The 21927-nt window shown below is 70.1% G+C and carries 27 protein-coding genes and 1 pseudogene; 14 read left to right on the top strand and 14 right to left on the bottom strand.

From position 1 onward, the window contains the following. Positions 1-149: 149 nt before the first annotated feature. Positions 150-1382, top strand: coding sequence for an RNA-guided endonuclease InsQ/TnpB family protein (locus tag NE236_RS40425; RefSeq protein ID WP_252847593.1), 1233 nt, complete (start codon positions 150-152; stop codon positions 1380-1382). Between the two features lie 44 nt (positions 1383-1426). Here NE236_RS40425 and NE236_RS40420 read toward each other — a convergent pair whose 3' ends face one another. Beyond that, positions 1427-1594 carry a hypothetical protein gene (locus NE236_RS40420; protein ID WP_252847592.1) on the bottom strand — a complete coding sequence of 56 codons (168 nt, stop codon included), beginning with the start codon at positions 1592-1594 and terminating at the stop codon, positions 1427-1429. Positions 1595-1727: 133 nt separating this feature from the next. Here NE236_RS40420 and NE236_RS40415 point away from each other — a divergent pair, with 133 nt between their 5' ends. After that, entirely contained in the window at positions 1728-2297 is a 570-nt protein-coding gene (locus tag NE236_RS40415; RefSeq protein WP_252847591.1) for a DUF4142 domain-containing protein, read from the top strand. Between the two features lie 45 nt (positions 2298-2342). On the opposite strand, the gene NE236_RS40410 is transcribed toward NE236_RS40415, so the two are convergent. Further along, a complete protein-coding gene (locus NE236_RS40410; RefSeq protein ID WP_252847590.1) occupies positions 2343-2888 on the bottom strand; it encodes a hypothetical protein in 546 nt (181 codons plus the stop codon). A 480-nt stretch (positions 2889-3368) separates the two neighbouring features. On the opposite strand from NE236_RS40410, the gene NE236_RS40405 reads away from it, so the two are divergent. Next, a complete protein-coding gene (locus NE236_RS40405; protein ID WP_252847589.1) occupies positions 3369-3839 on the top strand; it encodes an aegerolysin family protein in 471 nt (156 codons plus the stop codon). 161 nt (positions 3840-4000) lie between these two features. On the opposite strand, the gene NE236_RS40400 is transcribed toward NE236_RS40405, so the two are convergent. Next, positions 4001-5251: an MFS transporter gene (locus tag NE236_RS40400; protein ID WP_252847588.1), complete on the bottom strand. Its 1251-nt coding sequence runs from the start codon at positions 5249-5251 to the stop codon at positions 4001-4003. A 70-nt stretch (positions 5252-5321) separates the two neighbouring features. Continuing rightward, positions 5322-6314, bottom strand: coding sequence for a quinone oxidoreductase family protein (locus NE236_RS40395; RefSeq protein WP_252847587.1), 993 nt, complete (start codon positions 6312-6314; stop codon positions 5322-5324). An 89-nt stretch (positions 6315-6403) separates the two neighbouring features. Between NE236_RS40395 and NE236_RS40390 the strand changes: the two genes are divergently transcribed. Further along, positions 6404-6772: an ArsR/SmtB family transcription factor gene (locus NE236_RS40390; RefSeq protein WP_252847586.1), complete on the top strand. Its 369-nt coding sequence runs from the start codon at positions 6404-6406 to the stop codon at positions 6770-6772. On the opposite strand, the gene soxR is transcribed toward NE236_RS40390, so the two are convergent. Then, complete coding sequence (soxR, locus tag NE236_RS40385) at positions 6760-7275, bottom strand: redox-sensitive transcriptional activator SoxR (RefSeq protein WP_252847585.1); 516 nt, start codon at positions 7273-7275, stop codon at positions 6760-6762. The genes NE236_RS40390 and soxR overlap by 13 nt on opposite strands. Positions 7276-7412: 137 nt before the next feature. Here soxR and NE236_RS40380 point away from each other — a divergent pair, with 137 nt between their 5' ends. From NE236_RS40380 to NE236_RS40370, 3 genes and pseudogenes are all read left to right on the top strand, one after another. Then, positions 7413-8558, top strand: a complete 1146-nt coding sequence (locus NE236_RS40380; protein ID WP_252847584.1) for an acetyl-CoA C-acetyltransferase — start codon at positions 7413-7415, stop codon at positions 8556-8558. Between the two features lie 239 nt (positions 8559-8797). Then, entirely contained in the window at positions 8798-9997 is a 1200-nt protein-coding gene (locus tag NE236_RS40375; protein ID WP_252847583.1) for a serine hydrolase domain-containing protein, read from the top strand. A 254-nt stretch (positions 9998-10251) separates the two neighbouring features. Next, positions 10252-10380 (top strand): annotated as a pseudogene (locus NE236_RS40370) (acetyl-CoA C-acetyltransferase); the annotation flags it as partial. A 137-nt stretch (positions 10381-10517) separates the two neighbouring features. Here NE236_RS40370 and NE236_RS40365 read toward each other — a convergent pair. Then, the gene (locus NE236_RS40365; protein ID WP_252847582.1) at positions 10518-10985 is read right to left on the bottom strand and encodes a hypothetical protein; all 468 of its coding nucleotides are present in this window, start codon (positions 10983-10985) and stop codon (positions 10518-10520) included. Positions 10986-11286: 301 nt separating this feature from the next. On the opposite strand from NE236_RS40365, the gene NE236_RS40360 reads away from it, so the two are divergent. Both NE236_RS40360 and NE236_RS40355 read left to right on the top strand, forming a co-directional pair. Continuing rightward, the gene (locus tag NE236_RS40360) at positions 11287-11469 is read left to right on the top strand and encodes a hypothetical protein (protein ID WP_252847581.1); all 183 of its coding nucleotides are present in this window, start codon (positions 11287-11289) and stop codon (positions 11467-11469) included. A 222-nt stretch (positions 11470-11691) separates the two neighbouring features. After that, complete coding sequence (locus tag NE236_RS40355) at positions 11692-12081, top strand: MerR family transcriptional regulator (RefSeq protein WP_252847580.1); 390 nt, start codon at positions 11692-11694, stop codon at positions 12079-12081. 40 nt (positions 12082-12121) lie between these two features. Here NE236_RS40355 and NE236_RS40350 read toward each other — a convergent pair whose 3' ends face one another. After that, complete coding sequence (locus NE236_RS40350) at positions 12122-13072, bottom strand: DUF6891 domain-containing protein (RefSeq protein WP_252847579.1); 951 nt, start codon at positions 13070-13072, stop codon at positions 12122-12124. Positions 13073-13107: 35 nt separating this feature from the next. Continuing rightward, a complete protein-coding gene (locus NE236_RS40345) occupies positions 13108-13212 on the bottom strand; it encodes a CGNR zinc finger domain-containing protein (protein WP_308209216.1) in 105 nt (34 codons plus the stop codon). Between the two features lie 33 nt (positions 13213-13245). Between NE236_RS40345 and NE236_RS40340 the strand changes: the two genes are divergently transcribed. Beyond that, a complete protein-coding gene (locus NE236_RS40340; protein WP_252847578.1) occupies positions 13246-14133 on the top strand; it encodes a LysR family transcriptional regulator in 888 nt (295 codons plus the stop codon). A gap of 51 nt (positions 14134-14184) precedes the next feature. Here NE236_RS40340 and NE236_RS40335 read toward each other — a convergent pair whose 3' ends face one another. From NE236_RS40335 to NE236_RS40315, 5 genes are all read right to left on the bottom strand, one after another. After that, a complete protein-coding gene (locus NE236_RS40335; RefSeq protein WP_252847577.1) occupies positions 14185-16071 on the bottom strand; it encodes an acyl-CoA dehydrogenase family protein in 1887 nt (628 codons plus the stop codon). 76 nt (positions 16072-16147) lie between these two features. Continuing rightward, the gene (locus NE236_RS40330; protein ID WP_252847576.1) at positions 16148-17275 is read right to left on the bottom strand and encodes a sensor histidine kinase; all 1128 of its coding nucleotides are present in this window, start codon (positions 17273-17275) and stop codon (positions 16148-16150) included. Further along, a complete protein-coding gene (locus tag NE236_RS40325; protein WP_252847575.1) occupies positions 17272-17466 on the bottom strand; it encodes a hypothetical protein in 195 nt (64 codons plus the stop codon). Before NE236_RS40325 ends, NE236_RS40330 begins: the two co-directional genes overlap by 4 nt. Continuing rightward, positions 17463-18140 carry a response regulator transcription factor gene (locus tag NE236_RS40320; RefSeq protein WP_252847574.1) on the bottom strand — a complete coding sequence of 226 codons (678 nt, stop codon included), beginning with the start codon at positions 18138-18140 and terminating at the stop codon, positions 17463-17465. The genes NE236_RS40325 and NE236_RS40320 overlap by 4 nt, the downstream gene beginning before the upstream one ends. 66 nt (positions 18141-18206) lie before the next feature. Beyond that, positions 18207-18689: a DUF5666 domain-containing protein gene (locus tag NE236_RS40315; protein WP_252847573.1), complete on the bottom strand. Its 483-nt coding sequence runs from the start codon at positions 18687-18689 to the stop codon at positions 18207-18209. Between the two features lie 163 nt (positions 18690-18852). Between NE236_RS40315 and NE236_RS40310 the strand changes: the two genes are divergently transcribed. Next, positions 18853-19599 (top strand): IclR family transcriptional regulator, encoded by a 747-nt coding sequence (locus NE236_RS40310; RefSeq protein WP_252847572.1) that lies wholly within the window; start codon positions 18853-18855, stop codon positions 19597-19599. 270 nt (positions 19600-19869) lie between these two features. Further along, complete coding sequence (locus NE236_RS40305) at positions 19870-20670, top strand: class I SAM-dependent methyltransferase (RefSeq protein ID WP_252847571.1); 801 nt, start codon at positions 19870-19872, stop codon at positions 20668-20670. Positions 20671-20888: 218 nt separating this feature from the next. Here NE236_RS40305 and NE236_RS40300 read toward each other — a convergent pair whose 3' ends face one another. Next, on the bottom strand, positions 20889-21302 hold the full coding sequence (locus NE236_RS40300; protein ID WP_252847570.1) for an ATP-binding protein: 414 nt from the start codon (positions 21300-21302) through the stop codon (positions 20889-20891). Between NE236_RS40300 and NE236_RS40295 the strand changes: the two genes are divergently transcribed. Beyond that, positions 21301-21780: a DUF5753 domain-containing protein gene (locus tag NE236_RS40295; protein WP_252847569.1), complete on the top strand. Its 480-nt coding sequence runs from the start codon at positions 21301-21303 to the stop codon at positions 21778-21780. The two genes, NE236_RS40300 and NE236_RS40295, sit on opposite strands and share 2 nt — an antisense overlap. Positions 21781-21805: 25 nt before the next feature. Continuing rightward, positions 21806-21901: a DUF397 domain-containing protein gene (locus NE236_RS40290; protein ID WP_252847568.1), complete on the top strand. Its 96-nt coding sequence runs from the start codon at positions 21806-21808 to the stop codon at positions 21899-21901. Positions 21902-21927 lie beyond the last annotated feature (26 nt).

The raw sequence follows: 21927 nt of genomic DNA, 5'->3' as shown, positions 1-21927 counted from the left end.
GGTGCATCTTGGGTTCAGAGAATGCCCTCCCGATTCATCCGCAATGCTTGAGCCTCCAGGCTGGATGCGAAGGCTCTCGCCGGGTCCAGACCCGTCATTGTTCCGAAACCGCTCTGCCAAGGATACGGACCGCGGTAGGGTGCGGTGCTATGCAGTTACGGTACGCCTATCGCCTGGCCCCCACCCCGGGACAGCAGATCGCGCTCGCGAGGGCGTTCGGGTGCGCGCGCGTGGTGTTCAACGACGGGCTGCGCGCACGACACGAGGCCCGTGAAGCCGGACTCCCGTATCTGTCCGATGGGGAGTTGTCCAAGCGGGTGATCACGGATGCGAAGAAGACGCCGGAACGTGCGTGGCTGGGTGAGGTGTCGGCCGTTGCGTTGCAGCAGGCGCTCGCCGACCTGAACACCGCCTGCCGCAACTTCTTCGCCTCTCTGAGGGGGAAACGGAAGGGGCCGAAGATGGCCCCGCCTCGCTTTAGGTCGAGGAAGGACAACCGGCAGACGATCCGCTTCACCAAGAACGCCCGCTTCGCCATCACCCCGGGCGGCAAACTTCGGTTGCCGAAGATCGGTGACGTGGCGGTCCGCTGGTCCCGCACCTTGCCCGCCGAACCGTCCAGTGTGACGGTGGTCAAGGACGCGGCCGGAAGGTACTTCGCATCGTTCGTTGTCCAGGTCGGGGAGGAGTCCCTCCCGCCGGTCGAGGCCGAGGCCGGGATCGATCTGGGGCTGGGGCATTTCGCGGTCCTGTCGGACGGGCGGAAGATCGACTCGCCGCGTTTCCTGCGCCGGGCGGAGAAGAAACTCAAGCGGCTGCAGCGGGCGCTGTCCCGCAAACAGCCCGGATCGAACAACCGGGACAAGGCCCGCTTGGCCGTGGCCCGCCAGCATGCCAAGGTCACCGACGCGCGCCGGGAGTTCCATCACCAGCTTTCCACGAAGCTGATTCGCGATAACCAAGCGATCTACGTGGAAGACCTCGCCGTGAAGGGACTGGCGCGCACCCGGCTGGCCAAGAGCGTTCACGACGCCGGCTGGTCATCATTCGTCGCAATGCTGGAGTACAAAGCCCGCCTGTACGGGCGAACCTTCCACCGGATCGACCGGTGGTTCCCATCCTCCAAGCAGTGCTCCGTCTGCGGGACCAACGCCGAGTCGATGCCGCTGAACGTCCGGTTCTGGACCTGCCCCTGTGGGGCGGTCCATGACCGGGACGTCAACGCAGCCAAGAACATCCTCGCCGCCGGACGGGCGGAGAGGCTAAACGCCTCCCACACCAGTGGGCGGGACGGCGCACGCCGTCCCGGTGGAGGGCAGATAAGACCACCCCACCAAGGTGGCAAGCCCGTCGAAGCAGGAAGCCACAGAGGTGCCGCATGACGCGGCACGGACTGAAACCCCAGCCTTTCAGGCTGGGGAGCGCGTCATTTTCCGGCCTGCTGCCCCCACATCATCAGTACCACGATCACGAAGACGACCATGAGCCCGATGGTGCGGTCGCGGGACATGCTGAGCCCGACGCGCTTCAGGGCGCGGCTGGCGATGAACGCCAGCAGGATCGCCAGCAGTGCGAGCGTTACGACCCCACTCAAGCTTCTTCTCCTCCAGTCCGACCCGAGACCCAGACTAACCCGGTGGAGCCCCGCGCTGCATGACGTCACTCGTCCGTGGGTACGGCGAGGAGAATTACAGGTGGTAATGCAGCAATTACTGACAGGGGGAGACATGCAGCGTAATCCGTACGTGCGCGCGCTTCCGGCGGCGGCTGCGATGGTCATGACGGCGGTCACCGTCACGGCGGGTCCGGCATCCGGCGCCGCACGGCCGACCTCGGTGATGGTCTCGCCGACGTCTCGAGCCCCGGTGTCCGCCCAGGATCGCGCCTGGCTGAGAGAGGCCCACCAGGCCAACCTCGCGGAGATCGAGGTCGGCGAGCTGGCCGGGAAGAAGGGCACGACCGCGGAGGTGCGCTCGGCCGGCCGGATGCTCGTGTCCGACCACACCGCCTTCGACGGCAAAGTGACCCGCCTGGCCGAGCGCCTCGGAGTCTCCCTGCCCAAGACGCCCACGCCCGCCGACGCGACGGTCGCCTCCCGGCTGCGGAACGAATCGGGGAAGACCTTCGACCAGAACTTCCTCAGCACCATGGTCGGCGGGCACCAGAAGGTCATCGCAGACACCCGGACCCAGGTCTCCCAGGGATCGTCCCCCCAAGTGATCGCCCTGGCCAAGCATGCTCTCCCCGAGCTGCGCACGCACTTGGCGATGCTGCGGAAGACTCAGACCTCCGGCTGAGCGGCCACCCGGTCCTCACGCGCTCACGTTCGGTCTTGGCCTGAATCAGTACTCGGCGATCTGTTCTCCGACGTCGATTACCTGTGGGTTGGTGGGCCACTTGGCGGCCATGCGCGCGTGTACTCGGGCGATCTCTCCGAGTGTCTTGCTCCCTCCGGTCGCCGAGACGATCGCGTGGGCTTGCCGCAGCCCCATCGATGCGGCGTCGGGTTCACCTCCGGCGGCGAAAGCGCCAGCGGCTCGGACGCGGTACGAGGCGACCCATTCGGAGTCGCGTAGGGCAGAGGGCAGGGCCTTGAGGGCGTCTGAGATCGTGTTCGCCGCGCGGAGGTAGGCGATCGGGTCGTCCGCCAGGTAGGCGAGGATGATGCCGCGCTGCATCGTGAGGAGCTCCGGCTCGTAGAAGTAGAGCGATTCCGGGTCATCGCCGGATTCCCCGTGGGTGATGACCTGCTCGGCCTCGCCGATGGCGTGTAGAGCACCGTCCTCGTCGCCCATGATCGCGAGTGCGCGGCCTCGTTGCTGGATCGCCATGGTCCGGGTTCCGGTGGCCGTGGCCATCTCTGCGGCCGCACCCGATAGGGCTGCCATCGAGCCAATATCACCGGTCACCCACGCCAGGTGGCCCTGCATGGACAGGGCGGTGGCCGTCAGGTCTGCTGGCTCCTTCTGGGGTGATCTCCCGGCGGTTCTCGGGGCTGGTCTTTTGGTTCGGGCGGTTTACGCGGTCGTGGTGGGCGCTCGTCTGGGTTCCGTCCGGATGGCGGCTGGTCGAGGCCGCTGATATCGACCAGCTCACCCGCGCGGTGCTGGAGGCCCGCACGTGGCCGTGGCCTCGGACGACAACGGTATCCGGCAGCGGGGCTGAGCGGCAGCCGTCGGATGAAATACGCATGCGGTGATATGTGGCCTGATATCGTTAGGCTGATTCGTCAATGGCCGATCGTTCGCGCGGCCGAGAACTCACGCATCGCCGACCTCGCAATCCCCGGCTTTCGGGATAACGCATTTTAGCTGCCGTTCCTACCTTGGACTCATCGAGATTCTTCGACTTCCAAGAGAGGAAAACTCATGGGAAACATGGGGATCACCGCGCGGACCGGAATCAGGACCGCCGTGGCCGCGGCCGTCCTGGGCGGCGGTCTGCTCGCGTCCATACCCTCGGCCAGCGCCGACTCGGCCCGTAGTGTCGAGGTATTCCTGAACAACCTCGCCCGCTGCGACCTGCTCCTCGTCACCGCCCGGCTCGACCACGGTGAGTGGGAGGTCCGGCCGCCGCAGCTCATCCTGCTGGGCGACCAGGGGCGGTGGGAGTCGGTGTCCCACGGGATCGGCACCGGGACCGAGGGTGAGGCGGACTACTTCACCCAGTCCTGCCGGAATCCGGCTCACAACAACAAGCGGATTCACTTCCACTGGGACAATCCGTTCTTCGGATCGAACTCTTATGACAGCGCAGGGACCGACGGGGCTTTCCGCTCGAACATCGTCGGCGGCTCCGGAAATCACGCAGGGGTGTCCGTCAGCTTCCTGCCCGTCTGACGAACCCGGCGGGAGGCGCTTTACCCGGCATATCCCGCCATCTCGGATTCGCTGAACGGCGCGCTGCGGGCCGCCGCGGACGGGTTCCGCGGCGGCCCGTGAACCCTCGCCGCCGCTGCGGCACAAGGGTGACCACAATGCTCGGTAAAGGTCCTTGATCGCTATGGTTCGGCCAGCGGTGCCGGGTTCGGGATCGATGGTGTTTCGGGCGCAGGTCGGTTCGCGCGACGATGCCGTCGTGCGCGGGCGAGCGTGGGGAGGGCGGCGGCGAGCGCGCTGATGGCGGCGAGGGTCGCGAAGCCGTACCGGGTGTCCGAATGATCGGTGATGGCCGCCACGACGAGCATGACGGCGACGGTGCCGGCGAGAGCGCAGGCGTTGGCGACGCCGAACACCCTCCCGATCCGGTGCTCGGGTGCCGAGGCGAGAAGCAGCGCCCGCGAGGCGATGCGCGCCTGCCCGAACAGGCACGCGCCGACGAGCACCAACGGCATCAGCCCGGCCACGCCGAACCACGGTTGTAGCACCAGCACGACACTGCACAGCAGGAACCCGGTCAGTGCGATGCGCAGATCCCCCATCCGGTGGCCGACCAGGCGGTACGCCGCCGCAGCGAGCAGGAAGCCGGTGCCGCCCAGGGCGTCGACCAGGCCGAGGACCGCGCTGCCGCGGTGCAGCTCCCCGACGACGAGGACGGGCAGCAGCGCGTTGAAGACCGTCACGACGACACTGCCCTGCGCGTACAGGAGGATGAGCCGGCCGGTGGACAGACGCCGGTCCGTTCCCCTGAGCGGGTCGTGCGGGCCGGTCTCCGGCGCGACGGCGGGGCGCGCGGGGCGGCGGCCGACCGCGAGCACGCACAACGCCGAGGCGAGGAACGTTCCCGCGTTGAACGCGAAGAGCGGTGTCGCCCCGAACCACTGGACCGCGAAGCCGCCGACCGACGCCGACAGGAGCATCCCGGCCTGCATCGCGATCTCGTAGTTCGCGTTGAACCGCCGCAGCTCGGCCGGCCGGACCCGCTCCTTGATCAGACCGGCGCTGACCGGCACGAACAGGGTGGCGACCGCCGCCAGCGCCAGGTTGGCGGCGTAGACGACGGTGTTGGCGGGCGCGCCGGCCGCCAGCCCGGCCGGCAGGGCCAGCGCCGCGAGCGCGCTCGCCAGGTCGCAGCAGATCCAGAGCGTACGGCGGTCGAACCGGTCGGCGAGGCGGCCGCAGGAGGGGGACAGCAGCGCCTGGGGAGCGGCGACCGCGATGAACAGCCAGCCGACCGCGAGCATCGTCTGCCCCGCCCGGACGAGCAGCAGGGCCGCGGCGATCAGCTGGATGTTGTTGCCCAGTGAGGTGATGAACGTCGCGGGGATCAGCAGGTGCTGGGCCCGGCGGACAGGGGCGTCGTCAGGGGGCACGGGGGTCCTCGGTGAGTCGTGCGATCGCGGTCGTCGACCGATCATCACAGGCCCCGACTGACATCTCCTGTCAGGATTCCGCGATCCTCACGACGTACTTGCCGCTGCCGTGCCCATCGGCCAGCAACTGGTGCGTGGCGGGTGTCTCGGCGAGCGATCCGACCTCGGTGACGGGCAGGTCGAGCCGCCCGTCGGTGACGAGGTCGAGGACGCGGCGCAGTGCCACGGCGACGCGGTGCGGCGCGGTGACCGCCAGGGCGCTGACGCTGAAGCCGGCGACGGCGATGTTGCCGGCGCGCAGCCGGTCCAGAGGCGGGAGCGCGCCCGACCGTCCACCACCGGCGTTGCCGAACAGGACGATCCGCCCGCCGGGCGCGGTGACCGCGAGGTCGGTGTCCACCATGGCGGTGCCGAGCGGATCCAGCACGACGTCCACGGCTCCGCCGGCGGCGGCGCGTACGGCCTCGGCGAGGTCGTCGTCGCGGACGACGGCGGCGTCGTAGCCGCTCTTGAGGGCGGCGGGGATCTTCTCCGCGCGGCCGACGACGCCGATGAGCCGCCCACCGCCGAGGGCGGGGACGAGCTGTGCCACCGCGCTGCCGACTCCGCCGCTCGCGGAATGCACCAGGACGGTGTCACCGGCGCCGAACCGGGCGGCGTCGGTGAGCAGCATGAGGGCGGTCGTGAGCATCAGCGGGGCCGCCGCGGCGGTCGCCGACGGGACCTCGTCGGGAACCGGCACCGTGAGCGCGGCGGGCGCGAGGGCGATCTCGGCCAGGCCGCCGGCTCCGGGAAGAAAGGCGGCGACCCGCTGCCCGACGGCCAGATCCGTCACGTCCTCGCCGAGTTCCCGAACGGTTCCGGCCACCTCCTTGCCCGGCGTGAACGGCCACGAGGCGACGTAACCGGCGTCGCCGCGCCGGGCCATCACGTCGATGAAGTTGATCCCCGCGTGGGTGACGTCGACGGTCACCTCTCCGGCGCCCGGGCGGGGCGCCTCGACGTCCCGGACCTCGGTGCGGTCCGATCCCTGCGACGGCCCGGTCATCACCAGAGCACGCATGACATCTCCTCGTTCGAGTTTCGACGTTCGTCGTACAACGAAGTTCGTATCACGGTTGTACGATGTTTGTCGAAAGAGAGGTTGGTGGCATGGCCCGATCGCAGCGACGCGTGCTGACGCATCCCGAGGTCGGCGAGGTCGATCTGCTGGACGTCCTGCACGCACTGGCGGACCCCACGCGGATGACGGTCGTCCGGACGCTGCGCGCCGAGCCCGAGCGGGCGTGCGGGACGTTCCCCGTGGACGTCGCACCGTCCACGCTCACCCATCACTTTCGGGTGCTGCGCGAGGCGGGTGTGATCCGTCAGCGCGAGGACGGAAACCTGCGCTGGAACACGCTGCGCCTCGACGACCTCGATGCCCGTTTCCCGGGGCTGCTCGACGCCATCGTCACCGCGTACGAGCGGCAGGAGTCCGCGCCCGGCCGATCAGTGGAGGCTGCGGCTCAGCCGCACTGATCTCCGTCGCAGGCGTCCGGCTCACCGGCGGGCGCGGCCGACGCCGCCGTCTCGGTGAGCAGGCGCCGGGGACCCGGGCCCTGCTCGCCCAACCGGTCGTACAGGTTCGACAGGCGGCACCGGCTCAGGGACAGGCAGCCGCAGCCGATGCAGTCGGTCAGGTCGTCGCGCAGCCGCTGGAGCTGTTCGATGCGGGCGTCGAGCTCGCTTCGCCAGGAGGCGGACAGCCGCGCCCAGTCCATGCGGGTGGGGGTGCGCTCGTCGGGCAGTCGGGCCAGGGCCTCCCGGATCTGGCTCAACGGAAGTCCGACGCGCTGGGAGACCCGGATGAACGCCACGCGCCGCAGCACGTCACGCGTGTAGCGGCGCTGGTTGCCCGCCGTGCGGCGACTGCGGATCAGGCCCTTGGCCTCGTAGAAGTGCAGCGCGGAGACGGCGACGCCGCTCCGCGCCGCGACCTGCCCGACCGTGAGCTCGCCGGCGTCCCAGCGGGGATGTTCCATGCGTTCCACCCTAGAACCCGGCCGTTCTTGAGAGCTCCGTCATATGAACGGCGGAGTAGGGCGAGGTAACCTCGTACTGACCGAATTGTGTTCGGTTCTTGTTGGGACGGAACCCCGAGAAGAGACTTGGAGGCGTCGTGGCCGAGGCGTACATCGTCGGAGCGGTCCGTACCCCCGTAGGCACGAAGAAGGGCGCGCTGGCGGCCGTGCACCCGGCCGACCTGGGCGCGCACGTGCTCAAGGAACTGGTCGAGCGCACCGGCGTCGACCCCGAGGCGGTCGACGACGTGATCATGGGTTGCGTCATGCAGGTCGGCCCGCAGTCGCTCGACATCGCGCGTACCGCCTGGCTGTCCGCGGGCCTGCCCGACCGGGTGCCCGGCGTGACCATCGACCGGCAGTGCGGGTCGTCGCAGCAGGCGATCCACTTCGCCGCCCAGGGCGTCCTGTCGGGCACTCAGGACCTCGTCGTGGCCTCCGGCGTGGAGAACATGGGCATGGTCCCCATGGGCTCCAGCGTGGCCATGGCGCTGGAGAAGGGCATGCCGTTCCCGTACGGCGAGGGCTGGTCCGCCCGCTACGGCGACCAGGAGATCTCCCAGTTCCGCGGCGCGCAGCTGATGTGCGAGAAGTGGGGCTTCAAACGCGGCGACCTCGAGGCGTTCGCCCTGGAGAGCCACCGCCGGGCGGTGGACGCGATCGGGAACGGCTACTTCGACCGGGAGACCGCGCCCATCGCCGGAGTCACCAAGGACGAGGGCGCCCGCCCGGACACCTCGCTGGAGAAGATGGCCGGGCTCCAGCCGCTCCGCGAGGGCTGGGAGCTGACCGCGGCGATCGCCTCGCAGATCTCGGTCGGCGCCGGCGCGCTCCTCATCGCCTCGGAGGAGGCCGTCCGGGAGCACGGTCTGACGCCCCGCGCCCGCATCCACACGCTCGTCGTCGAGGGCTCCGACCCGGTGTACATGCTCACCGGGCCGATCCCCGCGACCGAGAAGGCCCTGCGGCGGGGCGGGCTCACGATCGACGACATCGACGTGTTCGAGGTCAATGAGGCCTTCGCGCCGGTTCCGCTGGCGTGGGCCAAGGAGACGGGCGCCTCGCTGGAGAAGACCAACCCGAACGGCGGCGCGATCGCGCTCGGCCACCCGCTGGGCGCCACGGGCAGCATCCTGATGACCAAGCTCCTGCACGAGCTGGAGCGCACCGGCGGCCGCTACGGCCTGCAGACGATGTGCGAGGGCGGCGGCCAGGCCAACGCCACCATCATCGAGCGGCTCTGACGACGGCGACGGACGGGGCGGGGCGCGTCGGCGCACCCCGCCCCGCCCCTCATGTGTGTGCTCGGCGATGAGCGCCGCGGGGCAGCCCGGGGGAGAAGAAAGCCCGCCGCCTGCGCCGGGGCCGCGCGCCATCCCCCGTGCGAGGGAGCGGGAGGCGGCGTATCGGTCGCGTCGGTGAGGGCCGAAGATCGCGCCCGTCGGCGATCTCTTCGCGGACTCCGGTCGGAAGGATCGAGGGCATGAAGAAACGCGTATCCGTCGCGACTCTCGCCCTTACCGCCGTCGTCGGCACCGCCCTCGCGACGACCGCCCCGGCCGCCTCCGCCGCGTCCACGGCGCCGTTGCCGCCGCTGAAACCGGACCTCCTGCGCACGGCGATCTCCGGGTTGCCGAACGCCACCGTGACCGGCGCCATGGTCAAGGTCGCCGGCCCGGCCGGGAAGTGGCAGGGAACCTCGGGCGTCGGGAACATCGAGACGAAGGAGCCGGTGCTCGCCGACGGCAGCTTCCGGATCGGCAGCACCTCCAAGGTGATCACCGCCGCGGTGATCCTCCAGCTCGTCGCCGAGCACCGGGTCGACCTCGACCAGTCGGTCCAGCACTATTTGCCCGGAACGCTGCCGGCCTCCTACCCGAAGATCACCGTCCGGCAGGTCCTGAACCACACCAGCGGACTGCCCGCCGGGAACCTCGGCTACGGGGACGCCCAGTGGTACGTCGACCATCACCTCCAGAGCTGGACGCTCCAGGAGATCGTCGCCGACGCCGTCAAGAACCCGATGGCCTTCCCACCGGGCAGCAAGCAGTACTACAACGGCACCAACTACTTCGTCGCCGGGCTGCTCATCGAGAAGGTGACCGGCCGGTCGTACGGCGACGAGGTCCGGCGGCGGATCATCCGTCCCCTCCACCTGCGCCACACGTACGCGCTGGACCGCGACGACGTCCGCCTGCCCGGCCCGCACGCGCACGGCTACGTGGCCGTCACCGAGAACGGGACGACGACGTTGCACGACGTGTCCGAGCAGAGCCCCTGGCCGTCGTCGGAGGGCGGCCTGATCTCCACGACCGCCGACCTCACCCGCTTCGTCAACGCCCTGTTCCGGGGGCACGTCGTCCCCCGCCCGCAGCTGAGGGAGATGTTCACGACCCCCGACGTCCCGTACGCCGACGGGAGCCAGTGCAACATCGGGCCCGACGCGGGCCGGGCGTGCTACAGCGTGGGCATGACGAAGACGACCCTTCCGAACGGCGTCACCGTCTGGGGCAAGACCGGCTCGCGGCCCGGGTACACGAGCGGGATGTTCGCCACCCGTGACCTGCGCCGGACGGTCGTGTACTCAATGACCCCGACGGGCAACAAGGACGGGTCCGAGGGTCCCTACGTGCAGAAGATCGCCGCCGCGGTTTTCGACCCGGACCTGCTGTCCGGCGGCTGACCCCGGCATCCGCACGAAGGCCGCGCCCTCCTGAGCGGAGGTGCGCGGCCTTCGTAAAGAAGCCCACAACGCCGGCGTGTACCGGCCGCGTGGCACGAACCCTGTGCCCGACGACGTCACGCGTCATGGTCCTCACTGAAGAAGAACACCGGCCGCTGTACTCCGTCGGGCAGGCCGCCGCGATGCTGGAGACGCGCCGGAGGTTCCTGCACCGCCTCGATCGGTACGGCGTCGTGTGCCCCCGGCGTACGCCGGGCGCCACGGGCAGCATCCTGATGACCAAGCTCCTGCACGAGTTGGAGCGCACCGGCGGCCGCTACGGCCTGCAGACGATGTGCGAGGGTGGCGGCCAGGCCAACGCCACCATCATCGAGCGGCTCTGAGCGAAGCCGCGCGAGCGGCCATTGGTGTACCGGTTCTCCCGCCCCTAGGGGCGGGAGAACCGGCTGTTCGGCGCCGCGGCGTTCCGTGGGCTCGGCCCGCAGCGGCACTGTCGGCGATGCGTCGGGTGGTCAGGCCGTCAGCTACGCCGGGCCCTCCAGAGCGAAGACCGCCGGGTCGACCGCAGAACCGACTTGGCGGTCAGCTCCGCGAGCCCGATGATCTGCTCGTCCTCCGTCATCGCCGCCCTGTCCACCGCGAACTTCGCGGCGGCCGGGACGCCCGACCAGTCGGGCGTCGGCGGAGCCGGCGCGATGACCGCGGCGAGGTTGGCCAGCGCGGCCCTGTGCTCAGGAGCCCGCTCCGCGGAGAGGGCGGCCTTGGCGAGCGTCCGGGCGTACCTGACCATGTGGGCGTGCTGCTGTTCTGTCGCGGCCGGCGCCCACGTCTTCAGCTCCGACTCCAGCTCGGCGCACCGCGCCGAGTCGAACGGACCCTCGACGGCTTCCTCGGTCAGCTCGGCGAGCCTTGCCTTCCGCAGCCGAGTCGTCTCGTCGGTTTGGTGAGCCCCGAGCCACGCATACAGCCACAAGAAAAAGAACTCCATCTTCTTGGCCTCTCTCGGTTTTCTGTCCTGGTGCTGTGTGCACCCGGTTCCGGTCTTTTGCCGGTGCCATCTACCGTCCCTCCGTAAGGCGGACGTGCAAGCGGGGTGAACGGAGCTGACGGGCGGGCGCAGCGGGCCGCGGGGAATGGAGGGCCGCCGAACCCTGTCGTTTGCCTCGGCCAGGTTGACCCGTGCCGCACGGCCGGGCGCCCGGACCGTCCAGATCGGGACCTGTCAGAAGGCGGGACCCGGCAGAGCACGGCGAAAGCCGTGCAGCGCGCACAAAGAGGGGAAGTCGAAAATGGCAACCGGAGGAAGCCCGCAGGACAAGCTGGACGAGGCGATCAGGACCCACGCCCCCGAGGCTGTCAAAAAGGCGGCCAGGCAGGAGGTCGACCGCGCCGAGGACCCGAAGCCGGCGCAGGCGACGGACGCCGGGGGCGTCAGCCGAGAAGAGGGCGCGCGCTACACCTCCATGGGTTAGAGGTGGCAGTAGATCGCCGCGCCTGACGGCATTCACTGTGCGTTCAGTGAGTGCATCAGCTAGGGCGACACGTCCGCGCCTCCGGCGCGGATGAGAACAGCCGGCCTTGCCCCGAGCACGTGGGGGCAAGGCCGGTTTCGCCGTCGGCAGACTGAATGCGCGCGACCCGGAGTTCCGGATCGGTTCGTAAAGAAGCCCACAACGCGGGCGTGTACCGGCCGCGTGGCACGAACCCTGTGCCCGACGATGGCACGCGTCATGGTCCTCACTGAAGAAGAACACCGGCCGCTGTACTCCGTCGGGCAGGCCGCCGCGATGCTGGAGACGCGCCGGAGGTTCCTGCACCGCCTCGATCGGTACGGCGTCGTGTGCCCCCGGCGTACGCCGGGCGGCCACCGTCGTTATTCGGCGTACGAGCTCGGCCGGATCCGCCGCGTCATCGAACTGGCCGACGAAGGCGTCACGCTGGCCGGGATCCGTCAGATCATCGGCCTGGAGAAGCGCATCCGCGAGTTGGAAGCCCAGCTCGACGTCGCCTGGGACCGCGTCTTCCAGTTGGAGAAACGCTCGGTGATCCCGCGGATGCGCCGCGAGCGGATCCCCCCGCTCTGACGGCTCGCCCGTTCCGGACGGCTTACCCGACTCGGACGGCTCACCCGGCCGACCACGGCCTGACCTCGATGTCGCCGAGCCGGGCCAGGTCGGCCCGGTTCTCGTCGGCGAGGACGCGGATCAGGTCCTCCGCCTCGGCCGGCGTGACGTGGCGCCCCCGGGAGCACCGCGCGGCGGTGTCCGGGCTCTCCAGCCACAGCCGCGGCCCGTCCTCCCAGATCATCTGCACGACGTCGCCGGACCCGCCCTCGAACGTGGCGAAGTTGCCCTTCCGGGGTGTCAGGTCGAGCAGCACCTGGCGGGACTCCGCGAGCGACATCGGGACCGCCTCGTCCTGGGCGCGTCCCCGTCCGTAGTCGCAGTAGGTCACCCGGAGCGGGCCGGCGGCCTCAGGCTCCGGCCCACCGGGCCAGGTGGCGAGCCGGCCGAAGCGCCTCCGCCGCCACGTCATGGGCACCTCGATCCGCTGACCGGGATCGCCGTTCCACTCCGGGGTGAGGCCGTGGCGGCGCAGCGCGGCGACGATCTCCTCACCGATCCCCGCGGTCGCGGAGCCGTCCTCGCCGAAGGCGCCGTACGCCAGGAAGATCCCGTGACCGGTGACGGCCGCCTGGACGTCCTGGAAGTGGCAGAAGACGTAGCCGCGCGTCTCGGTGCCTTCCGGCACCTCCCCGCCGATCTCGGCCGTGCCGCAGGTCTGGCAGCACGTGAAGTTCTCCCGGGCCACGATCCCGGCCGTCTCGAGGTCCCGGAACGCCCGGAGCAACCGATCGGAGTCGAGGAGGTCCGGCCAGGACTCCTGGTCGGCGCGGTAGGCGGCGAACTCCTCTTTCGCGATCTCGGCGGCCGCCTCGGCGACGGCCGCGGAGTCCGGTGCGGTGTCGAGGAAGTCGACACAGTCCCCGACGATGGCGTCGAAGTCGTCGTCGCCGATGGCCAGGGCCTCGCGGATCCGGTCGCGGAGCAGGTCGCGGTCCTCGCTGTCGATCATCCGGCGATTATCGCAACCGGCGACGACACTCCCGCTCACGACCGGGTGCGGTCGTAGTGGCGCCGGGCCTTGGTGCGGTTGCCGCAGCGCCGCATCGAGCACCACTGGCGGTTACGCGCGGGGGAGTGGTAACAACCGATTAGCGGGACTTATGAGTTACGATCCGGTCGTAAATGGAGCTGCGTGATATCGAGATCTTCCTGACGTTGGCCGATGAGCTGCACTTCGGGCGGACCGCCGCTCGGCTGCACCTCACCCCGGCCCGGGTCAGCCAATCGATCAAGCAGCAGGAACGCCGCATCGGCGGACCGCTGTTCGAACGCACCACCCACAACGTCCGCCTCACCCCGCTCGGCCGGCAGCTCCGCGACGAACTCGCCCCGCTCTTCCACGGGGTGCGGCAGAGCGTGGAGCGGGCCCGGCAGACCGCCAGCGGCACCTCGGGAACGCTCACCCTGGGCACGATGGGCCCCCAGGCATGGATGATCGATAAGATCGTCCAGTTGTTCCAGACCCGGCACCCGAACGCCCGGCTCCTACACCGCGACATCAATTCGGTCTACCCGCTCGACCTGCTGCGCTCCGGTGACGTCGACGTCGCGCTGCTGTGGCTGCCGATCCACGAACCCGACCTCACCGTCGGCCCGGTCACCCACACCTCCCCGCAGGCGCTCATGCTCGCCGCCACCCACCCCTACGCCGACCGTGACTCGGTCTGCCGGGAGGATTTCGGCGATCTCACCTTCATCGCGCACAACTCCTCGATCCCGGCGTACATGGAGGAGGTGTTCCAGCCCTTCCACACTCCCTCCGGTCGCCCCGTGCCCCGCGGGCCCCTGGTCACCAACTGGGAGGACCAGCTGAAAGCGGCCAGTTCCGGGCAGGCCGTCATCGCGGCCGCGGCCGAAGCCGCTCGCTTCTACCCCTGGCCCAACCTCGTCTACCTGCCCATCCGCGACGCCCCATCCGTACGATGGGCGCTCGTCTGGCGCACCGCCGCCGAGACCCCGCTCGTCCAGGCCTTCGCCCAGGCCGGCACCGATCTCACCGCCGATCTCTGAACCGCGGCCCGCACCGCGACGGGACGGCGCGGGCCGCTGCGCGCCGCGCGGTCAGGCGACGGGGCGGTGGACGTTCTCGCGGGCGCTCGGGCCGGGCTCGGCCTCGGCGATCCATGGGCCGGGGATGGACGGGTCGAGCACGCCGTCCTCCAGCCAGGTGTGACGGCCGTCCATGATCTGCCGGGCCAGCTTGGCGTCGAGGTCGTCGGTGTTGTGCCAGAGCCGGCCGAACAGCTCGCCGATCCGCGCCCGCGCCTGGGCGCAGAACGCGTCCGCGAGCTCGTACGCCTCGGGCCGGTCGTCGGCCTTCGCCCGGACGCACACCGCGCTGATCGCGAAGAGTTCGGCGCCGATGTCGACCATGCGGCCGAGGAAGCCCTGCTTACGTTCGAGCGCGCCCTGCCAGCGTCCGGCGGCGTAGAACACCGAGCGGGCGAGCTTGCGCGAGGACCGCTCGACGTAGCGCAGGTGACGGGCCAGCGGGCCGAACTCGGCGTATGATCCCGGCCGCTGTCCCGCCCCGGCGATGAGGGTGGGGAACCAGGTGGAGTAGAAGCCTCCCGCGCGGCCGACGGCCTTGGCCTTGGCCTTCAGGCCGGCGTCGGGGTCGATGATGTCGCCGGCCACCGAGAGGTGCGTGTCGACCGCCTCGCGGGCGATCAGGAGCCGCATGATCTCCGAGGATCCCTCGAAGATGCGGTTGATGCGCAGGTCGCGCAGGAGCTGCTCGGCGGGCACGCCGCGCTCGCCGCGCGCGGCCAGGGACTCGGCGGTCTCGTAGCCGCGCCCGCCCCGGATCTGTACGAGATCGTCGGCGACGCGCCAGGCCATCTCCGAGGCGTACAGCTTGGCCAGCGCGGCCTCGATGCGGATGTCGCCCCGCTCGTCGTCGGCGAGGGCGCCGGCCAGGTCGACCATGGCCTCGAGTGCGTACGCCGTCGCGGCGATGAAGGAGATCTTGGCGGCGACGGCCTCGTGCTCACCGACCGGGCGGCCCCACTGGACGCGCTCCTTCGCCCACTCGCGGGCGATCTTGGTGCTCCACTTGGCCGCGCCGGCGCACATGGCCGGCAGCGACAGGCGCCCGGTGTTCAGGGTGGTCAGCGCGATCTTCAGGCCCTGACCCTCCTTGCCGACGCGATTGGCGGCGGGCACGCGGACCTGGTGGAAGCGGGTCACGCCGTTCTCGATGCCGCGCAGGCCCATGAAGGCGTTGCGGTTCTCGACGGTGATGCCCTCGGTCTTCGCGTCGACGACGAACGCCGTGATGCCGCCGCGGTGGCCGTCGGACCTCGGCACCTGGGCCATCACCACGAGCAGGTCGGCGACGACGCCGTTGGTGGTCCAGAGCTTGACGCCGTCGATGACGTAGTCGTCGCCGTCCGGGACGGCCGTGGTGCGCAGCCGGGCCGGGTCGGAGCCGACGTCGGGCTCGGTGAGCAGGAACGCGCTGATCTCGTTGACGCAGCGGGGCAGGAACGTCCGCTTCTGCCGGTCGGTTCCGAAGAGCTTGACCGGCTGGGGGACGCCGATGGACTGGTGGGCCGACAGCATGGCGCCGAGCGCGGAGTGCACGGAGCCGACGAGCATGAGCGCCTTGTTGTAGGAGACCTGGTTCAGGCCGAGGCCGCCGTACTCCTCGGGGATCTTCATGCCGAAGGCGCCGAGGGCCTTCAGGCCCTTGATGACGTCGTCGGGGATGCGGGCCTCGCGCTCGATGATCCGGGGGTCCACCTTCGTCTCGCAGAACTCCCGGAGCCGGGACAGGAACTCCTCGCCCTTGCCGCGCTCCTCCTCATCGGCCCGCGGGTGGGGGTGGATGAGGTCGAGCCGGAAGTCGCCGAGGAAGAGCTGCTTGCCGAAGCTGGGCAGGCGCCAGGATGTCTCGCGCGCCTCTTCGGCGACGCGGCGGGCGGTGCGTTCGTCCACGTGCGCCATTGAGGATCACCTCCACAGGAAGTTACTCCCTGGTTCTACCCGCTGGTAGCCCCGGTATTCGGCGGGTCGTCCCCGGCTAGGAAAGTGGGGCGACGCGCGGCAGTTCGACCCGTACGACCACCCCGGCGCCCGGCATCGAGCGCAGCGCGGCATGCCCCCCGTGCGCGGCCGCGATCGCCGCGACGATCGCCAGGCCCAGCCCGCTGCCGCCGCTGCCCTGAGCGTGGTGGAACCGGTCGAAGGCGCGGGCGGCCTCCTCCGGAGCGATCCCGGGCCCCTCATCGGCGACCTCGAGGACGACCGCGGCGTCCGTCCACACGAGCCGTACGGTCGCCGGAGTACGCGGCGGCGTGTGCGCCCGCACATTGGCCAGCAGGTTCGCCAGGACCTGCCGGATCCGGGCCTCGTCGGCCACGGTGACCAGCGTGTCCGGCACCTCCGTCCGGACCGGCCGGTCCGGCTCCACCGCGGCCGCGTCCGCCGCCGCCTCACGGGCGAGCGCCGCCAGGTCGACCGGCGCCGGGGACAGCGCCGAGCCCTTGTCCAGGCGCGCCAGCTCCAGCAGCTCCTCGACGAGGCGCCCCATGCGCGCCGCCTCGCCGGAGATCCGCCGCATCGCCTCCTCGGCGCTGACCGCGCCCTGCTCGTACAGGTCGGAGTAGCCGCGGATGGTCGTCAGCGGGGTGCGCAGCTCGTGCGAGGCGTCGGCGGCGAACTCCCGCACCTTCGCCTCCGAGCGCAGCCGCGCGAGGAACGCCTGCTCGATCCGGCCCAGCATGACGTTGATCGCCCCGGCCAGCCGCCCCACCTCCGACGGCGACTCCTCCATCCGGGCGCTCAGGTCACCGCCGCTCGCGATGCCGTGGGCCGTGGCGGCCATCCGCGACACCGGTGCGAGCCCCCGCCGGACCAGCCCGCGGCCGAGCAGGGCGATCAGGCCGAGGAGCACGACCCCGGTGATCGACTCGGTGACGAGGAGACCCGCCAGGGTCGCGCGGACATCGCTCAGCGGATCGACGATCACGACGACGTTCCTCCCGCGCGCTCCCACGCGAGCGATCGCGCGCATCCGCCCGAACCGGAACGGCTTCGCCCGTCGCGCCTCGGCGAACAGCGGATCGGGGCCGAGCCGTGCCGCGCGCTGGAGCGCCGCCGCGGGATCGGGCCCACCACTGCCCGCATGGACCCGACCGTCCGGCGTCATGGTGAGGACGATGTAGCGGCCCGGGGCCACGGTGTCGGCGGCCCGCGCCGGCGCACCGCCTCCAACTGGTTGTTCACGCGGTGCAGCAGGTAGCCCCGCAGCACGACCGCGCTCACCCCACCCATCAGCGTCAGCCCCACCGCCGTCACGGCGAGCAGCCCGGCGACGAGCCGGCTGTTGAGCGATCTCATGGCGAGGGGCGCAGGGCGTAGCCGACGCCACGCTGGGTGTGGATCAGGTCGGGCCCGAGCTTGCGGCGCAGATAGCTGATGTAGGTCTCCACGACCGGTGAGCCCGCCGAATGGTCCCAGCCCCAGACGTTCTCCAGCAGCTGCGTCCGGCTCAGCACCCGTCCCGGGTTGCGCATGAAGTACGCGAGCAGCCGGAACTCCGTGGGGGAGAGTTCGACCTCCGTGCCGGCCCGGCGCACCGTCCAGTGGGCGATGTCGACCTCCAGGTCGCCCACGCGCAGCAGCTCGTCGGCGGACCCACCCGGCCGGGCGCGCCGCAGCACCGCCCGTACGCGGGCGACCAGGGCGTCCACCGCGAACGGTTTGGTCACGTAGTCGTCGCCGCCGAGCGTCAGCCCCGTCACCGTGTCCGACGGGGTGTCGCGGGCGGTGAGGAAGATGATCGGTGTCTCGTCACCCTCGCCGCGCAGGCGGCGGCAGACCTCGAAGCCGTCCAGGTCGGGCAGCATGATGTCGAGCACGATCAGCTGCGGGTGGTCGTCGCGCACGTGGCGCAGCGCCTCGGCTCCCGTGGCCGCCGTCACGACGGTGAATCCGTGGAAGCGCAGGGCGATCTCCACCAGATCGCGGATGTTCTGCTCGTCGTCGACGACGAGCACTCGTGGGGTGTCCATCGGCTCCATCATCGCGCCGTTCCCGGCCCGGGGGGCGGCGCCGCCGCCGACCCGGGCCGGGGCCGCTCAGCTGTGGGAGGGAGCCGGCGACGCGGTCTCCCGGGCCGGTACCCGCTTCGGCACGACCACGCGTCTCGCCGTACGGGTGCCGCCGTTCTCCAGACCGGCGACGAAGACGAAGTCGCCCGTGGCCAGCTTCGACAGCGTGGACTTTCCTCCGTCCTTGCGGACCTTGGTGTTGCCGTCGGTCCTCCACTGCCAGGTGACGCCGTCGGCGCTGCGGACGCTGAGCGTACCGCCGCTCGTCGCGGTCAGCCTGCCCCGCTGCCAGCCGACCTGGGCGAAGCCCTTCTTCGTGCGGACGGTGGCCTGGCCGTGGATGCCGCGAGCGGCACGGACGCCGCGCAGCGGACGATGCTTCCCTCTGGCGGCGGCGGTGGCGGGGGAGCCCCCCGACGCGCCGGCCGACGCGGGGACGGCCAGGTAGACGCCCGTACCGACGACCCCGACGGCCAGCGCGGACACGCCACCCAGAATCTTCTTGTTCAACTCGGCCTCCTTTCAGGTTGCCGTCATCCAGTGAAGAGGAAGGTCTTGAAGAACGCGGGGGAGGAGTCTGGGAGATCCGTGGGAGCTCGCTAGGAACGGTCCAAGGGGGCGAGATTGGGCAAAGTGCTTGACCGTGGCGGTCCACGGGGGTTCGCTGTCCGTGATGAAAGAGACACGGAGGCCAACCCTCATCGTCTCCGTGCAGCGCGCGCTGCATCTCATGGAGGCGGTGGCGTCGCACCCCGGCGGCGCACCGGCCAAACAGCTCGCCCGGCAGGTCGGCCTGCCGCTGGCCACGACGTACCATCTGCTGCGCACACTCGTCCACGAGGGATACCTCGTGCGTACGGCCGACGGGGCCTACCTCCTCGGCGACCGTGTCGACTCCCTCTCCGGCGACCGGCGCACCCAGGACCGGCTCGCCCGCATCCGCGAGACGCTGACCTCGCTCCGTGACGAGCTCGGGGTGGCGACCTACCTCAGCCTGTACGAGGAGGGGGAGATCCGCGTCGTCGACATCGCGGACGGCCCCCGCACTCCCCGCGTCGACCTGTCGGTCTGCCTCAGCCAGGCGGCGCACGCCACCGCGATCGGCAAGTGCGTCCTGGCCCAGCTCGCCCCGCCCGCCCGCCGTGACCACCTGGCCCGGCACCCGCTGATCGGCCTGACGCCGAACACCATCACCCACCACGGCGAGCTCGAACGCCGGCTCGGCTCCACGCTCGCCATCGACCGAGAGGAGTACCTCCTGGGCACCGGATGCGCCGCCGTACCCGTGACCGACGCGGCTGGAAAGGCGGTCGGAGCGGTCGCGGTCTCCTGCAGCCCGGCGAAGCTGGCGAAGATCGAGGCGTTCGCGCCGCACATGCGGGCCGCAGCCGCACGCATCAACCGCGCACTCACCATCTGAAAATAGTCACCTTGCGGACACCGCGGATTCTCGCGAACCTTTGTGCCATAAGGGCGCGAAGCCCCCACAGATTCCCGCCCCGGGCCCTGGTCCGACCTCGATGTGCTCATGGCCACGGCTGTCGTTGGGTCCAGGCCTTCCGGCCACCACGGTCCCGGGGCGGGGCACTCTCTCTGACGTGCTGCCGGTTCACGGTGGCCGCACGACCACCGGCTGTGGATAGACTTCTCACCCACTTGGGCCCGTCGTCGACATTCAGCGAGTGATCGCATGCCAGCGAAGAACAATTCCATCGCACGCTCCCTCCTCGGCCTGCTCGGCAGCGGCAGGGGCGGGGAGGCACCGCAGACCTTCGACGGCGACCAGCCGGCCGCCGGCGAAGGTCAGCTGGAGAACCACCTCGGCGGCGATGAGGCGAAGAACTACCGCCAGTACGAATACGACACGGTGGCGCCCCACGTCGGCCGGTCACTGCTCGAGGTCGGCTCCGGCCTCGGCCACTTCTCCGAGCAGTTCGCGGGCCGCCTCGACTACCTCGTCGTCAGCGACAACGACCCCTACTGCGTCGAGCAGCTGACAAAGCGCTACCAGGGCAACGACGACGTCGAGGTGCTCGACCTAGCGCTGCCCGCCGAGATCAACATCAGGCGCAAGGTCGACACGGTCGTCATGATGAACGTCCTGGAGCACATCAAGGACGACGTCGATGCGCTGAAGGACCTCGCCTCGGTGGTCGAGCCCGGCGGGCGCATCGTCATCTGGGTGCCCGGCTACATGCAGCTGTACGGCGACTTCGACCGCAAGGTCGGCCACGTGACCCGCTACACGCCGAAGACCCTGGCCGCGACCGTCAGCGGCGCCGGGCTCGGCATCGACGTGCTCAAGCCGATCAACTTCCTCGGCGGCATCGCCTGGTGGCTCGCGGTCCGCCGCGGCGGCGCCGGCTACCCCGACCCCAAGCTCGTCAAGATCTACGACCGCACGGTCGTGCCGACCACCCGCCTCATCGAGCGAGTCGTCCGCCCGCCCTTCGGCCAGACCGTCTTCTGCGTAGCCCGCGTCCCCGAGTAGCCGCCCGTCGCACGGCGACACACCGAACCCCGACGTCCTGCGGCCGCCTGCCGGCGCCGATCGCGAGCGATCGCCCCTGTCCCGGCTTCTGCGCGGCTGATCGTCGAGAGTCTCCGTCGCTCCAGCGACGAAGACTCTCGATGATCACGTCATCGTGGCCGCGATTCCACCAGCTGGATCGCCCGTTGGCCGAGCGATCCGGCCGGACGTTGCCTCGCTTACGCCAGGCGTTTGATTTCGGCGAGCTCGGCGGCCGTCAGTTCGACGCCGGGTGCGGTGATGACGACGTGTACGGTCTTGCCGCGCTCGACGTAACTCACCCACCGTGCGGCGGCGAGGTGATCGACGATGGAAAGACCGCGTCCGTTCTCGGCGAGCTGCCCTCCTTCGTTGCTGGCGGGCATGGGCCGGTGGTCAGGGTCGGTGACCGCCAGGTGTGCCCACCGGGCGGTGACGGTCATTTCCATACCGATCGGCCAGAGGTCGTCCGGCCAGGTGCGTAGTGCGCCGGTAGCGCGGATCGCGTTGGTGACGATCTCGCTGGCGACCAGGCCGATCTCGTAGGCGTCGAATGGGTAGCCGAAGACGGCGGTGGAGGCGAACGAACGGGCTCTGGCGACGCATTCGGGCATGACGGCCGAGGCGGTGCAGCGGGGGGTGCTGAACCAGGCGGGGCCCGCTGAACTCGGCACCGATGAGATCGAAAAGCGAGTGAAGATCCGCGCTGAACGGCAGCGCATCCTCGAAGGCGACGATCCAGTGAGGCTGTTCGTCGTGATCGACGAGGCCGCGTTGCGGCGTACTGTCGGCGGTCCGGATATCATGCGCGCTCAGCTGGACCACCTGATCAAGATGGCGGCCCGAGCGAATATCACGCTCCAGGTGATCCCATTCGACGTTGGCCCGCATCCGGGAACCGGCGGCCGATTCACGATCATCAGTTTCCCGGCAGAAGATCCTGATGCTGTTTACATCGAGACGATTGCTGGAGAACTGCTTATCGAGAGTGAGGGAGTCGGCCGGTACCGCCGCGCGTTCCGCCGTCTGAACGCCGAGGCCTTGTCGCCTGAGGATACGATCGCGCTCATCGGCCGAATAGCCGGTTCCTGACCCATCGGACGAGAGATGTGTACCCATGACCCAGCGTGAGCTTTCTGCCCTGGATTGGCGCAAGTCCGGGCGCTCGGACCAGCAGGGCGCGTGCGTTGAAGTGGCCGTCGTCAAGGGCTGACCTGGCGAATGAGAAAACCCCTGGTC

Origin of the sequence: Actinoallomurus purpureus (assembly GCF_024055795.1) — a bacterium.
Lineage (GTDB): Bacteria > Actinomycetota > Actinomycetes > Streptosporangiales > Streptosporangiaceae > Actinoallomurus > Actinoallomurus purpureus.
Note: the sequence above shows the minus strand (reverse complement) of the source record. Positions and strands in the feature narration are given on the sequence as shown.

Bases quoted from the DNA above. Each gene is read 5' to 3' on its own strand.
- NE236_RS40335 (WP_252847577.1), bottom strand. From the start codon at position 16,071: ATGGCGCACGTGGACGAACGCACCGCCCGCCGCGTCGCCGAAGAGGCG.
- NE236_RS40365 (WP_252847582.1), bottom strand. From the start codon at position 10,985: ATGGAGTTCTTTTTCTTGTGGCTGTATGCGTGGCTCGGGGCTCACCAA.
- NE236_RS40360 (WP_252847581.1), top strand. From the start codon at position 11,287: ATGGCAACCGGAGGAAGCCCGCAGGACAAGCTGGACGAGGCGATCAGG.
- NE236_RS40340 (WP_252847578.1), top strand. From the start codon at position 13,246: ATGGAGCTGCGTGATATCGAGATCTTCCTGACGTTGGCCGATGAGCTG.
- NE236_RS40350 (WP_252847579.1), bottom strand. From the start codon at position 13,072: ATGATCGACAGCGAGGACCGCGACCTGCTCCGCGACCGGATCCGCGAG.
- NE236_RS40290 (WP_252847568.1), top strand. From the start codon at position 21,806: ATGACCCAGCGTGAGCTTTCTGCCCTGGATTGGCGCAAGTCCGGGCGC.
- NE236_RS40300 (WP_252847570.1), bottom strand. From the start codon at position 21,302: ATGCCCGAATGCGTCGCCAGAGCCCGTTCGTTCGCCTCCACCGCCGTC.
- NE236_RS40425 (WP_252847593.1), top strand. From the start codon at position 150: ATGCAGTTACGGTACGCCTATCGCCTGGCCCCCACCCCGGGACAGCAG.
- NE236_RS40410 (WP_252847590.1), bottom strand. From the start codon at position 2,888: ATGGCAGCCCTATCGGGTGCGGCCGCAGAGATGGCCACGGCCACCGGA.
- NE236_RS40395 (WP_252847587.1), bottom strand. From the start codon at position 6,314: ATGCGTGCTCTGGTGATGACCGGGCCGTCGCAGGGATCGGACCGCACC.
- NE236_RS40415 (WP_252847591.1), top strand. From the start codon at position 1,728: ATGCAGCGTAATCCGTACGTGCGCGCGCTTCCGGCGGCGGCTGCGATG.
- NE236_RS40390 (WP_252847586.1), top strand. From the start codon at position 6,404: ATGGCCCGATCGCAGCGACGCGTGCTGACGCATCCCGAGGTCGGCGAG.
- NE236_RS40330 (WP_252847576.1), bottom strand. From the start codon at position 17,275: ATGACGCCGGACGGTCGGGTCCATGCGGGCAGTGGTGGGCCCGATCCC.
- NE236_RS40305 (WP_252847571.1), top strand. From the start codon at position 19,870: ATGCCAGCGAAGAACAATTCCATCGCACGCTCCCTCCTCGGCCTGCTC.
- NE236_RS40310 (WP_252847572.1), top strand. From the start codon at position 18,853: ATGAAAGAGACACGGAGGCCAACCCTCATCGTCTCCGTGCAGCGCGCG.
- NE236_RS40295 (WP_252847569.1), top strand. From the start codon at position 21,301: ATGACGGCCGAGGCGGTGCAGCGGGGGGTGCTGAACCAGGCGGGGCCC.
- NE236_RS40375 (WP_252847583.1), top strand. From the start codon at position 8,798: ATGAAGAAACGCGTATCCGTCGCGACTCTCGCCCTTACCGCCGTCGTC.
- NE236_RS40320 (WP_252847574.1), bottom strand. From the start codon at position 18,140: ATGGACACCCCACGAGTGCTCGTCGTCGACGACGAGCAGAACATCCGC.
- NE236_RS40405 (WP_252847589.1), top strand. From the start codon at position 3,369: ATGGGAAACATGGGGATCACCGCGCGGACCGGAATCAGGACCGCCGTG.
- soxR (WP_252847585.1), bottom strand. From the start codon at position 7,275: ATGGAACATCCCCGCTGGGACGCCGGCGAGCTCACGGTCGGGCAGGTC.
- NE236_RS40325 (WP_252847575.1), bottom strand. From the start codon at position 17,466: ATGAGATCGCTCAACAGCCGGCTCGTCGCCGGGCTGCTCGCCGTGACG.